This window comes from Corynebacterium pelargi (assembly GCF_014635485.1).
Lineage (GTDB): Bacteria > Actinomycetota > Actinomycetes > Mycobacteriales > Mycobacteriaceae > Corynebacterium > Corynebacterium pelargi.
The window spans coordinates 367,520-379,616 of record NZ_BMCX01000003.1 but is presented as its reverse complement, the minus strand read 5'-3'; the positions used below and the strand labels follow the sequence as shown (position 1 = coordinate 379,616).

10 protein-coding genes and 1 pseudogene are annotated in these 12,097 nt (G+C 60.2%); 3 read left to right on the top strand and 8 right to left on the bottom strand.

All coding sequences use genetic code 11. The features are described from left to right. Positions 1-6 precede the first annotated feature (6 nt). From IEU99_RS08210 to IEU99_RS08200, 3 genes are read right to left on the bottom strand one after another with little or no spacing between them, the layout of a single operon-like run. On the bottom strand, positions 7-516 hold the full coding sequence (locus tag IEU99_RS08210) for a dihydrofolate reductase (RefSeq protein ID WP_128890210.1): 510 nt from the start codon (positions 514-516) through the stop codon (positions 7-9). Positions 517-528: 12 nt separating this feature from the next. After that, positions 529-1,332, bottom strand: a complete 804-nt coding sequence (locus tag IEU99_RS08205) for a thymidylate synthase (RefSeq protein WP_128890209.1) — start codon at positions 1,330-1,332, stop codon at positions 529-531. Positions 1,333-1,363: 31 nt separating this feature from the next. Continuing rightward, positions 1,364-2,122, bottom strand: coding sequence for a 3'(2'),5'-bisphosphate nucleotidase CysQ (locus tag IEU99_RS08200; RefSeq protein ID WP_128890208.1), 759 nt, complete (start codon positions 2,120-2,122; stop codon positions 1,364-1,366). Between the two features lie 34 nt (positions 2,123-2,156). Between IEU99_RS08200 and IEU99_RS08195 the strand changes: the two genes are divergently transcribed. Then, positions 2,157-7,094, top strand: coding sequence for an Lhr family helicase (locus IEU99_RS08195; RefSeq protein ID WP_128890207.1), 4,938 nt, complete (start codon positions 2,157-2,159; stop codon positions 7,092-7,094). Here IEU99_RS08195 and IEU99_RS08190 read toward each other — a convergent pair. Then, positions 7,091-7,702, bottom strand: coding sequence for a mismatch-specific DNA-glycosylase (locus IEU99_RS08190; RefSeq protein WP_128890206.1), 612 nt, complete (start codon positions 7,700-7,702; stop codon positions 7,091-7,093). The two genes, IEU99_RS08195 and IEU99_RS08190, sit on opposite strands and share 4 nt — an antisense overlap. 25 nt (positions 7,703-7,727) lie before the next feature. On the opposite strand from IEU99_RS08190, the gene IEU99_RS08185 reads away from it, so the two are divergent. After that, positions 7,728-8,546: a DNA-formamidopyrimidine glycosylase family protein gene (locus IEU99_RS08185; protein ID WP_128890205.1), complete on the top strand. Its 819-nt coding sequence runs from the start codon at positions 7,728-7,730 to the stop codon at positions 8,544-8,546. Between the two features lie 18 nt (positions 8,547-8,564). Here the strand turns inward: IEU99_RS08185 and IEU99_RS08180 are convergent, their stop codons facing one another. From IEU99_RS08180 to IEU99_RS08170, 3 genes are all read right to left on the bottom strand, one after another. Then, complete coding sequence (locus tag IEU99_RS08180) at positions 8,565-9,902, bottom strand: cryptochrome/photolyase family protein (protein WP_128890204.1); 1,338 nt, start codon at positions 9,900-9,902, stop codon at positions 8,565-8,567. Positions 9,903-9,980: 78 nt separating this feature from the next. After that, positions 9,981-10,355 carry a hypothetical protein gene (locus tag IEU99_RS08175; protein WP_128890203.1) on the bottom strand — a complete coding sequence of 125 codons (375 nt, stop codon included), beginning with the start codon at positions 10,353-10,355 and terminating at the stop codon, positions 9,981-9,983. A gap of 245 nt (positions 10,356-10,600) precedes the next feature. Then, positions 10,601-11,077 carry a DUF4112 domain-containing protein gene (locus tag IEU99_RS08170; RefSeq protein WP_128890202.1) on the bottom strand — a complete coding sequence of 159 codons (477 nt, stop codon included), beginning with the start codon at positions 11,075-11,077 and terminating at the stop codon, positions 10,601-10,603. Positions 11,078-11,294: 217 nt separating this feature from the next. Between IEU99_RS08170 and IEU99_RS08165 the strand changes: the two genes are divergently transcribed. After that, on the top strand, positions 11,295-11,624 hold the full coding sequence (locus tag IEU99_RS08165; RefSeq protein WP_128890201.1) for a hypothetical protein: 330 nt from the start codon (positions 11,295-11,297) through the stop codon (positions 11,622-11,624). On the opposite strand, the pseudogene IEU99_RS08160 reads toward IEU99_RS08165, so the two are convergent. Next, a pseudogene (locus IEU99_RS08160) lies at positions 11,621-12,091 on the bottom strand (GNAT family N-acetyltransferase); the annotation flags it as partial. The gene IEU99_RS08165 and the pseudogene IEU99_RS08160 overlap by 4 nt on opposite strands. Positions 12,092-12,097: the final 6 nt, after the last annotated feature.

The window sequence follows — 12,097 nt, the reverse complement described above, 5'->3', positions numbered from 1 at the left end:
GGTGATTTATTGCTTGCGGCGCAAGTGCTTGATGCGAAAGCGCACCGGAAGCTGCTGGTCGCCTTCCCCAAGCACCCAACCGCGGGAGTGCTGCCACTGCCCACAAGAAACGAGCTCGAAGTCTTCTACCTTCGGGGCAAAGACGGCCCGATCACCCAAAACGGGGCCAAGCTGTGCGTCCACCTCGGTAATCACGACCTCGGAGCACAAGGGCAGTGTTTGGGTGTAAACGCTGCCACCGCCGATCACCCAGGCGTCGAAAAGCTTGGGAATCTGCGCAACTACCTCGGCGCCCTTGGACCATTCGCCGGGTTGGCGGGAAGATACCACGAGGTTTTCCCGGCCGGGGAGGGGGCGAAAACGCGGGGGAATCGACTCCCACGTGCTGCGCCCCATCAACACCGCTTCGCCGTTGGTGGTGCGCTTGAAGTGGGCGAGGTCTTCAGGAATATGCCAGGGCATATCCTTGCCATCGCCGATCACACCATCGATGGATTGCGCCCAAATCGCTTTCATCGTCACCGTCTTTTACACAGCCACCTGGCCGCGAATCACGGGGTGCGGATCGTAGCCGATGATTTCTACATCCTCGAAGGTGTAGTCGTTGATGCTTGCAGCCTTGTGCAACTTCAGTTGCGGATAGGGACGCGGCTCGCGCGAGAGCTGGAGTTGCACCTGCTCGCGGTGGTTATCGTAGATGTGGCAATCGCCACCAGTCCAGATGAATTCACCCACCTCAAGGCCGGTTTGCTGGGCCAGCATGTGGGTGAGCAGCGAATAGCTGGCGATATTAAAAGGCACGCCAAGGAACATATCGGCGCTGCGCTGATAAAGCTGCACCGAGAGCTTGCCATCGGCAACATACATTTGGAACATCATGTGGCACGGCGGCAAGGCCATATTGTGCAGCTCCGAGACGTTCCAGGCGCTGACGATATTGCGGCGGGAATCGGGGTCGTTCTTCAGCATCTCAATCGAGTTGAGAATTTGATCGATGTGCTGGCCATCGGGGGTGGGCCAAGAGCGCCACTGCACTCCGTAGATCGGGCCAAGATCGCCTTCCTCATCGGCCCATTCGTCCCAGATGCTCACGCCGTGTTCGTGGAGGAACTCCACATTGGAATCTCCGCGCAAAAACCACAGCAGCTCGCCGATCACCGATTTCATGTGCACCTTTTTGGTGGTGATCAGCGGAAAGTGCTCCTGGAGATCAAAGCGCATCTGGGCACCGAACAAACTTTGAGTTCCGGTGCCAGTGCGATCGTCTTTGTGGGTACCTTCGGCAAGAATTTTGCGCAGCAAGTCCTCATAGGGCGTGGGGATGACGGTCATGCCTCCTAGCCTAACCGAGGCACCCCAAGCTCTAATAAGAGCCGTGCTCTTCGCGGAATTCAGCCAACATCCGCAAAATGTCCTCGGCGAGTTCCTTGCGGCAGATCAGCACGTCGGGAAGGTAGGTGTCTTTGTTGTTATAGGTCAGCGGGCTGCCATCTAAGCGCGAGCAGTGTAGTCCCGCGGCAAGGCTCACACCCACAGGTGCTGCCGAGTCCCACTCGTATTGGCCACCTGCGTGGATATAGGCGTCATAATCGCCCAAGAGCACGTGCATCGCCTTCGCGCCCGCAGATCCCATCGGTTCAGTTTCAAAACCGAGCTGCTCAGCAATGTATTCGGCAACCGCCGGAGGACGGTTGTGCGAAACCGCAATGCGCTTGGCATAAGGGCCACTCACGGCGCGGGAATCAGCGGTGGTAAACACCACGCCAAGGTCAGGCAAGCCCACAGCGGCATGGGTGGGGTGTCCATTTTCTACCAGCGCGATATGCACCGCCCAGTCTTGCCTACCGGTAGCAAATTCCTTGGTGCCATCGAGCGGGTCGACGATCCACACGCGCTCTTTGCCAAGGCGCTCGGGGTTATCGGCGGCCTCCTCGGAAAGGAACCCATCGTCGGGGCGGTGTTGCTCCAACACTCGTGCAATCCAGTTTTGGGCGAGATCATCACCGGCATCGCCCAGGCTGCGACCCCGCAGCACGCCGACATTGCGCACGCCTTTAAGCACCTCGCCGGTGCCTTGGGCGAGACGTCGGGTCAAGGTCTCATCATCAAAGTGAGCAGTCATGTATGCCAGTGTAGATCTTTGGTTGAATAGGCACATGTCCAACCTTCCCTCCGAGAGCATTCTCACGCGCTTTCGGCCTCAGGTAGCCACGTGGTTTCAAGAGGTCTTCGCAGCGCCTACGGCTGTGCAAGAGCAAGCCTGGCGCCACATCTCTGCTGGTGAGCATGCCCTCGTGGTGGCACCTACCGGCTCGGGTAAAACGCTGGCGGCGTTTTTATGGGCACTCAACGGCTTAGTGGAGGCCCCTGGCCAAATGGCGCTGCCCACCGGCGCTGCACAGCCAAAGACTGCCAAGCAGGGCGACGGGGTAAAAGTGCTGTATATCTCGCCGCTCAAAGCACTGGGTGTGGACGTAGAAAATAACCTGCGCGCTCCCTTATACGGCATTAACCAAGTTGCTGCGCGCCTCGGGCTTGATCCGGCCGAGATTTCTGTGGGGGTGCGAAGCGGTGATACGCCTCAAGCTGAGCGCTCCCGCCAAGTGCGCAGGCCTCCGGATATTTTGATCACCACGCCCGAATCCGCCTACCTGATGCTCACCTCGAAGGCCGGTGGGATTTTATCCGGCGTGGAGACGGTGATTATTGATGAAATCCACGCCCTTGCTGGCACCAAACGTGGTGTGCACCTTGCCCTTACCCTGGAGCGCCTTGAACGCCTGGCCCAGCACCCCATCCAGCGCATTGGTCTATCTGCCACGGTGCGGCCCTTAGATACGGTGGCGAAATTTCTTGGCGGCGATAGGCCGGTGCAGATTGTCGATCCGCCCTTAGAAAAGCGCTGGCAGCTCGATGTGCATGTGCCGGTTGAGGATATGTCGGATCTTCCCACCCCAGAGCCCGGTTCCACCATCGGTGAGGCCACCATCGATGATCCATTGGGGCTGATGACTCCACTGGAAGATGCGCCCGAAGATGCACTGGAAGGTGCGCCCGAAGAAGCAGGCGTGGTGCCACAAAGCCAAGAATCTGCGCTGCCGCAACAGGGATCGATTTGGCCTTTTATTGAGCAAGAGCTCTTTGATGAGGTCATGGCGCACCGCTCTACCTTGGTGTTTGTTAATTCCAGGCGTACTGCGGAGCGTTTAACCAGTCGCTTAAATGAGTTGCACGCCATGCAACACGCGCCGGAGACCCTATCGCCAGAACTACGGCGCACCCCGGCGCAGCTTATGAAGGCCAGCGATGTTGCCGGCAAGGCGCCTGCGGTGATCGCGCGTGCGCACCACGGCTCGGTGTCGAAGGATGAGCGCGCACTGACAGAAACGATGCTCAAAGAAGGTGCGCTCAAAGCAGTGGTGGCCACCAGTTCGCTGGAGTTGGGCATCGATATGGGCGCGGTTGAGCTGGTGATTCAGGTGGAGTCGCCACCTTCGGTGGCCAGTGGTTTGCAGCGAGTTGGCCGTGCCGGGCACGTGGTGGGTGCGGTGTCGAAGGGCTCGTTTTATCCCAAGCATCGCTCGGATTTGGTGCAGTCGGCGGTGACGGTGCAGCGGATGCGCCAGGGTTTGATTGAAGAGCTCAGCGTGCCTATGAATCCCCTGGATGTGCTGGTGCAGCAAACCATCGCCGCGGTGTCCATGGAGGATCTGGATGTAGAAGAGTGGTACGCAACTGTATTGCGTTCATATCCATACCGAAACCTTGCGCGCGATGTGTTTAATGCCGTGATTGACCTGGCAAGCGGGGTGTATCCCTCCACCGATTTTGCCGAGCTGCGCCCGCGGATCACCTTCGACCGCATCAACGGCATCATGTCTGCTCGCCCAGGTGCCCAGCGTGTGGCCGTCACCTCCGGCGGCACCATTCCGGATCGCGGCATGTTCGGGGTCTTTCTTGTAGGCGGCGAGGGCGTGCCGCGTCGCGTGGGCGAGTTGGACGAGGAGATGGTCTATGAGTCCCGCGTGGGCGATATCTTCACCCTCGGTGCCTCAAGCTGGCGCATCGAAGAAATCACCCGCGACCAGGTGCTTGTTACTCCGGCCCCAGGGCATACGGGGCGTTTGCCGTTTTGGTCGGGCGATCAGGCAGGCCGCCCGGCAGAACTTGGTGCCGCACTTGGAGCTTTTCGACGCCACGTGCTCGCCAACGAAGGCGAACTCGACGGCATTGGCTTAGATGAGCGCGCCCGCAGAAACCTCATTGCGTTTCTCCAAGAGCAGCGCGAAGCCACCGGCATCGTGCCCGATGAGCAAACCCTGGTGTTGGAGCGTTTCCGCGATGAATTAGGCGATTGGCGCGTGGTGCTGCACACCCCCTATGGCCGTGGCGTGAATGCCGCCTGGGCGCTTGCGGTGGGTGCTCGCATCGCCCAAGAAACTGGCATGGATGCACAGGCCGTGAGCTCAGATGATGGCATCGTGCTGCGTTTACCGGAGGCGGAAGAAGAACCCTCGGCGGCACTCTTTGTGGTGGACCCGGACGAGATTGAACAGATTGTGGCTGAACAGGTGGGTAATTCAGCACTGTTTGCCTCCCGTTTTCGTGAGTGCGCCGCCCGCGCCCTGCTGTTGCCGCGCAAGCATCCCGGAAAACGCGCGCCCTTGTGGCAGCAGCGCCAACGCGCCGCACAGTTATTGGACGTTGCGCGCAAATACCCAAGCTTTCCCATCATCTTGGAAACGGTGCGCGAATGCCTCAAGGATGTTTACGACCTTCCGGCTTTGCAGTCGCTGTTGCGGGCTATTGCCTTGCGCAAAGTGCGCATCGCGGAGGTCACCACGCAGCAACCAAGCCCCTTTGCCTCCTCGATCCTGTTCAATTACACCGGCGCATTCATGTACGAGGGCGATTCGCCCCTGGCGGAAAAACGCGCCGCGGCATTAGCACTTGATCCGGCCCTGCTGGCCAAGCTTTTGGGCACCGTTGAGCTGCGCAATCTGCTGGATCCAGAGATCATCACCGAGATTGATCAGCGCCTGCGCCGCGTGGCAGAAGATCGCCAAGCCCGAAGCCCCGAGGAGCTTGCCGACGCCCTGCGCGTGCTTGGCCCAGTACCCCTTGAGGCACTGCCCGAGATTGCCAATTTCGCAGCATCCGCCGAGGAGCTGCATGCCCAATCCATTGCTGCACTCTCCGGTCGTGTGATGACGGTGCGCATCGCGGGTGTGCCGCACCTGGCTCAAGTGCTCGATGCGCCGTTGTTGCGTGATGGTTTAGGCATTCCCGTTCCACCTGGGGTGGCAGCGCAGGTAGAAACCATTCCCGATGCCTTAGAGCAATTGGTGGCCAGGTGGTCGCGCACCCGCGGGCCATTTGTATTGGGCGATCTGCAGCGCGCTTTTGGTTTGGCAGCGGGTGTGGCTCATACCGTCTTGAGTGCGTTTGAGGCAGATGGGCGCCTGCTCAGCGGGCATTTCCGCCAGGGCGTTGATGAGTCCGAATACGTTGCCCCTGAGGTGCTCAAGACCATCCGCTCGCGTTCCTTGGCGGCAGCGCGTGCAGAAACCCAGCCGGTAAGCCCCAGCGCCTATGGGCGCTTCCTGCCTGCCTGGCAGCAGGTGGCGGCGGTGGGCGAGCGCCCCGAGGCCATGGGTGCCGATGGTGTGTTTGCCGTGGTCGAACAACTCGCCGGCGTGCGCCTTCCGGCTTCTGCTTGGGAAACGCTGGTGTTACCGCAGCGTGTGCGGAACTACTCGCCACTGGATTTAGATGAGCTCACCGCATCCGGTGAGGTACTCGTGGTAGGCGCAGGCAGTGCCGGAGCAGCGGATCCTTGGGTGATGTTGCTGCCGAGTGACTATGCAGCAGAGCTCATGCCTGAGCCTGCTGAGGTGGAACTAAGCCACTTACAAACCCAGTTGCTTGAGGTCATGCGCCACGGCGGCAGCTTCTTATTTGCTGCATTGCGTGAGGAAGTCAGTGGCGAAGACCTCGGTTTGATTCACGGCACGGCCACGGACTTAGAAATCCGCGAGGCCCTCTGGGGTTTGTTCGAGGCAGGCTTAGTCTCTCCCGATAGCTTCACCCCGATCCGCGCGCGCCTTGCTGCAGCAGGAGGTGGCGGCAAGGCATCGCACCGCGCACGGCGTACACCGAATCGCTCCCGGCTGCGCATGGGCCGCACCAGCTTTGCCCAGGCACAAAGGGCTGGCCAACCGGAGGATATGAAAGGCCGTTGGGCTATGGCACCGCTGGCCAATTCCGATGCCACCGCCCGTTCGGTAGCCCACGGCGAGGCCTGGTTGGATCGCTATGGTGTAGTCACCCGTGGCAGCGTGGTGGCAGAAGATGTATTGGGTGGCTTTGCGCTGGCCTACCGCGTGCTCACGCGCTTTGAAGAGTCCGGTAAAGCCATGCGCGGCTACATCATTGAAGGTCTCGGTGGCGCACAGTTTTCTACCCCTGCGGTGATCGACTGGTTGCGTGGCCTGAGCGATACTCCAGATGTTGAAGGCTGGCCCAGTGGCACCAAGGAACCAACCGTGGTGGTTCTTGCTGCCTGCGATCCCGCCAACCCCTATGGCGCGGCCTTGGCGTGGCCAGAGGTGCAAGGAACACTCAGCAGGTCCGCCGGTGCGGTTGTGGTGCTTATCGACGGCCTCCTTGCAGCCCACCTCACCCGTGGCGGAAAAACGCTCACGCTCTTAGATCCTCCGCCCGGTATTAGTCAAGAAACACTCGCACAATTGGTGGTGCAAGCATTAAGCCAGGCGGTAGGCCAGAACATGCTCAGCCGCTTGGTCATTGAGAAGGTCAATGGCGAAGCAGCACTGACAGGCGGGTACGTGGAGCTTATGCGCGGTGCCGGGGCATCCATTACTCCACGCGGTATCCGCATTGCCGGCCAACCCGTGGATACGGGCTCGGGTGCACGACGCGGCCGTGATTTAAGCAGCGCGCTTGAAGATGTGCCCTTTAACGGCCAGACCGGTGTGAACCCCGATGGCAGCGTGGGGGAGAAGGGCTTAAATCCCTTCCGCGACCGCGGGCCGAAGCGCGGAGGGTATGGCTCTGGGGGTTGGCGGCGCTAGTCGTGCATCACTGCCTGCCACTTGGCGGCCAGGGTGTCGATATTTTCGTGCGCGTTCAGCCCACTTGGCTGAGGCACGACCCACAGCGGCACGTGGGCAGGCCAGCCGGGAATCAGCGAGGTATCTTGCTTGCCCAGCTTTGTCTTGCGCAGCCCAAAGGCCGTGCGAAACGCGGTGATGCCGGCGACGGCCACGCGCTTGGGTTCAAGCTCGCACACTAAATCAACCACGCGGCGGGCACCGCGGATAAGCTCCTGCTTTTCTAGTTCGTCGGCGCGAGCCGTGGCGCGGGCAACCAGGTTCGTAATGCCGATGCGAAGCTCGCGCAGGCGTTGCTCGTCGCTATCGCTCATGCCGGCTGAGCATTCCACCACGGGGCTGATAATGCCCGCGCGATCAAGCGAGGGCCAAAAGCGGTTACCGGGGTGAGCGAAGGGGGCGTTGACGGCGGCCGTCCACAAACCGGGGTTCACACCGACGATCAGTAGCTCTAGTTGCGGCGCGCCGGGTTCCGGCAGGCGGTCGCTGACAGGATGGCCATAGAATCCGGGAAGCTCATCGCGGGTAGGGCGCCTGCCGCCGAGCGGGGATGGGTGCGTGGTGCTCATGCCAACAAGTCATACACTGTTGTGCATGCCAGAGGGTGATTCCGTCTATCAACTATCCAGGCGCATGCAGTTCATGCAAGGCCGCGAGGTGCTTGGCACCAGCATCCGCGTGCCCAATTTTGCCCTGGCCAATTTTGATGGGCGCATCGTCGATCGCGTGTGGCCTTATGGCAAACACCTCTTTATGCAGTTCGGGCCGGAGATCTTGCACACGCACCTGAAAATGGAGGGCACCTGGGCGGTGCACCTCAAGGGTGATAAGTGGCGCAAGCCAGGCTTTAGTGCGCGCGTGGTACTAGAGCTCGAAGGCGCCCCGCAGCCGCGCCCCATCGAGGTGGTAGGCCACGACTTAGGCATGGTGCGGGTGTATCCCACCAGCGAATACCACAACCAGATCGGCCACCTAGGTCCTGATGTGTTGGGCGATGCTTGGTTGGAAGGCGGCGAAGAAGAAGCGCGCCGGCGGATGCTCGCGCAGCCTGATCGAGCCATCGGGTTGGCCTTGTTGGATCAGAAAATTCTCGCCGGTGTGGGCAATGAGTACCGCGCGGAGATCTGTTTTATTTGCGGGGTGCATCCCGCCGAGCGAGTGCGATACGTGGACGTGGATCGGATCCTTCAGGTTACGCGCAATCTGATGTGGGACAACCGACTTTCGCCCATTCGCGTATCCACCGGGGTGCGGCGTGCGGGCGAAACCTCCTATGTGTTTGGGCGCAATCACAAACCCTGCAGGCGTTGCGGCAACCTGATTGAAAAATCTTCGCTTGTCGACGATCCACGTGCCGAACTTGAGCGCATCATCTGGTGGTGCCCGCACTGCCAGCCCCTGCGTGGGAACTAGGCCGTGCTAGTGAAGCCACTAGCGCGGCAGCCCCTTGATCGCATCAAAGGCGGTCAGTGCCCGGGCGCGCGATTCGCGTAGATCCACCACAGGGGTATGAGCCATCCAGTCGGGTGCCCAGCGGTTGACGTACTTGCCGTTGGCGTCGAACTTCTTTTGCTGCGTTTCCGGGTTAAAGATGCGGAAATAGGGAGAGGCGTCCGCGCCACAGCCGGCCACCCATTGCCAGTTGAAGGGGTTGCTGGCCTCGTCAGCATCCAGCAGGGTATCCCAGAACCATTGCTCGCCAAGGCGCCAGTCGATCATCATGTTCTTCACCAGCAGGGAAGCTGCGGCCATGCGCACGCGATTGTGCATGGTGCCGGTGCGCCAAAGTTCGCGCAGGCCTGCGTCGACAAGCCCAAAGCCTGTCTTGCCCTGTTGCCACAGTGTCAAGCCCTCCGGGTCGTGTTCCCACACCATCGCGTCGAAGCGACGATCAAGGCCGCGGGTAGCAAGGTCTGGGTGGCGATAGAGCGTGTGCCAGGCGAATTCGCGCCAGCCCAGCTCGGAGAGGAATACCCGTGCGCCCTCAGAATCGTGCGCGGGGTGCTCGGCCACGGCATGCCAGACTTCGCGGGGGCTGATCTCACCAAAACGCAGGTGCGGGGAAAGCTTTGAGGTGTGCCCCAGCGCAGGAACGTCACGGCCATCGGCATAATCATCGATGGTGTGGTCTAAGAAATCCTCCAAGGCCTCGTAGGCCCCAGCCGCGCCGGGTTGCCAGTGCTGGGCAAATTCATGCGGCCAGGTTGGCAGCGGCAGGATCTGATCCAATGAGGCCGTGGTGAAGTCGCTCGGGGTGCCACCAAGGGGATCGGGGGCATCCTTGGGGTAGGCGGGGGCAGGTTGTTCGCGGCAAGCCCGCCAGAAGGGGGTAAAGACCTTATAGGGATCGCCCTGCTTATTGGCGATGTTCCAGGGCTCAAAAAGCAGGTGGCCCGGAAAAGAACTCGCTTCGATGCCTTCGTGGTGGAGGTGCTGTTTGATATCGGCGTCGATGGCTCGCGAAGCGCCATAGCGACGATTCCAGAACACCGCCGAGGCCTGGATTTCTTTCGCAAGCGCGGGGATCGCCTCGCGTGCGGCACCTGTGCGGAAGATGAGTTGAATGCCGAGTGCTTTCAGCTCTGCGTGCAAGGCGTTGAGGCTGTGGTGGAGCCACCACTTGGACGCTCCACCGAGGGGGCGCACCTCAGGGGAGTGCTCATCGAGCAGATAGACGGCTACTACTTCCTCGGCAGATTCGGTGGCAGCGAGCAGCGCCAGATTGTCTTGGACTCGAAGATCATCTCTGAACCACAGCAATGCGCGCATGGCAGAAAGTGTAGGGCAGGTGCCCATCACACTTCGAGCCGCACCTGGGATGCTGCTGGGCTATTGGCAAAAAACGAGCTACTGAGGCTCGGGGCTTACGGCGAGGGGGATGGCGCTGAGGCAGGCAATAATTGAACCGCCAGCAACAGCTAGGAAACCGAAGATGTTGATGGTGGTGGGGGCATTGAACACGTAGAAGGAAGCAACACCAAGGATCACTGACAGCATCGAGATGGTGTGGATGATCGCCACAGGGCGGCTGCGCTGGCGGTGTCTACGCATTGCAGCGATGCTCAGAACGGCAATGAGCAGCACCGCGACATAAAAGATGGCAGGAAACCACTGCGAGGCTATAGAAGTAGATGGCTTGGAAATAAGCGCATATAAAAACGTACCGAGCAGCAGGGCAAGCAGCGCGATGGATGCGATCAGGGGAGTGAATTTGGAGTTCATGGCATGCACCTTCTTCGCTTGCGGTTGCTCTCACGTTATCGCTGGCTTCAACGCCACAGCAATGCCTAGACCCTGAAGTAGGGGTAGTAAACCTGCAGTAGCTTCTGCGATGCTGCAAAACATCCGGATGTGGGCGGTGGCCTGTATCGAGCAAAAAAGAAACGCCGCCGAGGCGTCTTGTAACCTCGGTGGCGCGATGAGTGCAGCGTGGCACCCGCATCAGGGGCAGGCGGTGAGTATTCGCCTTAGCCCCAAAGCCCAAGCGCCTTGCCGATGAAGTAGATGGCCACACCAGATCCCACCAGGATGAGGACGAGCAAGAGCACGAAGACGAGGATCGCGCCGATGATGTAGGCCTTGGCTTCCTTGCGCTTTGCCTCTGGGCTGGCGATGGCCTCTTCCAGCAGGCGCAGGTTGCGCTTATTGGCCTTAAAACCGAAGTCGAAGGCTTGGCCGATGAACGGGATTGCGCCGATGATCATATCCACCATGATCATTAACCCCATGCGCAGCAGCACGATGATTGGCACGCGATAGCGGATCGCGTCGGCCACAATGCCCATCGCCACCAACGCACCGGCGACCGCGCCGACACCTGGCACCAGACCCATTACCGGATCGAGTCCGAAGCGCCGTTGCGTGCCGGGCACCTTAATGGAATCGTCCATCACATGGGCGATCTTGCTGCTAATGGTGTTTGGCTTTTGAGCTGGCTGGGTCACGGATCGACGCCTTTCACGGGGTGAGAAAATTTTTACTCAGGGGAGGATACCCCACGGCCTGGGATTATGAAGATTTCAACAGCAGGCTTTTCGACGCACCACCGCCTACAACTGCCCTGCACAGCACAGAAAATGCGCCGTTAATCTCCGGGTGGGTGCTGCCTTGGATTGTTGTTTCATATCGCTCATGTCTCACTGCTGAGGAATACTTCAAGTCATGCAGAAATGGATCCCCGCAGCGCTGCTGATGCTGCTAGCGCAATTGATCGCGGTGTACTCGCTTGATGGCCGCGCTTCCTACACCATCAGCGTGGGTGCAGCACTGGTTCTCACAGCATTGACTTTTGCGTGGGCACCTCAGCAGACTCGCCGCGCGCTGCTGATCGGCACCATCTTCTTCGCCGCTTTTGTAGGCGCGCGTTTGGACGCCACTCCCGCCAAAATATTCATCACGCTCGTGCTATGTACTTCCACTGCTTGGTCTCTGTATCGCGGTCTGCCCAGTGGGTGGCGTTTGAGGTCGGTAGCAGGGGCGTCGAAAAGCTAAGAGCGCACCATGTGCAAGATGGGGTAGGGCAGGCCGGCCTCGTCGGTTTCGCTGCGTGATGTGGTGGTGAAGCCGTGGTGTTGGTAGAAGGCGATGGCCTGCGGGTTTTCTTCGTTAACGTCCAGGCGGGTGATGCCGCGTTCGAGGGCGTGGTGGAGCAGGCGGGTGCCGATGCCGTGGCGCATCCAATCGGGGTGGATAAACAACATCTCTAAGCTATCGCCGTGGGTGCCGCTAAAGCCCACGGGTTTCCCGGCGATGGTGGCGACGTGGAGTTCGACTTGGGGGAAGTAGCCCTCTGCGAGGTTGCCGCGGATTTCTTCGAAGTGCTGCTCGCTCAAAAATGTGTGGGTGGCGCGGACACTGGCTTCCCAAATGTGCACGAGCTGCTGGTATTCGTGCGGGCCTTCGCTTGGCCGGATCTGTACTACGTGGTGATGGTTGGCTTCAGGCATTGCCCTATTGTATTGCCT

Bases quoted from the DNA above. Each gene is read 5' to 3' on its own strand.
- IEU99_RS08210 (WP_128890210.1), bottom strand. From the start codon at position 516: ATGAAAGCGATTTGGGCGCAATCCATCGATGGTGTGATCGGCGATGGC.
- IEU99_RS08205 (WP_128890209.1), bottom strand. From the start codon at position 1,332: ATGACCGTCATCCCCACGCCCTATGAGGACTTGCTGCGCAAAATTCTT.
- IEU99_RS08200 (WP_128890208.1), bottom strand. From the start codon at position 2,122: ATGACTGCTCACTTTGATGATGAGACCTTGACCCGACGTCTCGCCCAA.
- IEU99_RS08195 (WP_128890207.1), top strand. From the start codon at position 2,157: ATGTCCAACCTTCCCTCCGAGAGCATTCTCACGCGCTTTCGGCCTCAG.
- IEU99_RS08190 (WP_128890206.1), bottom strand. From the start codon at position 7,702: ATGAGCACCACGCACCCATCCCCGCTCGGCGGCAGGCGCCCTACCCGC.
- IEU99_RS08185 (WP_128890205.1), top strand. From the start codon at position 7,728: ATGCCAGAGGGTGATTCCGTCTATCAACTATCCAGGCGCATGCAGTTC.
- IEU99_RS08180 (WP_128890204.1), bottom strand. From the start codon at position 9,902: ATGCGCGCATTGCTGTGGTTCAGAGATGATCTTCGAGTCCAAGACAAT.
- IEU99_RS08175 (WP_128890203.1), bottom strand. From the start codon at position 10,355: ATGAACTCCAAATTCACTCCCCTGATCGCATCCATCGCGCTGCTTGCC.
- IEU99_RS08165 (WP_128890201.1), top strand. From the start codon at position 11,295: ATGCAGAAATGGATCCCCGCAGCGCTGCTGATGCTGCTAGCGCAATTG.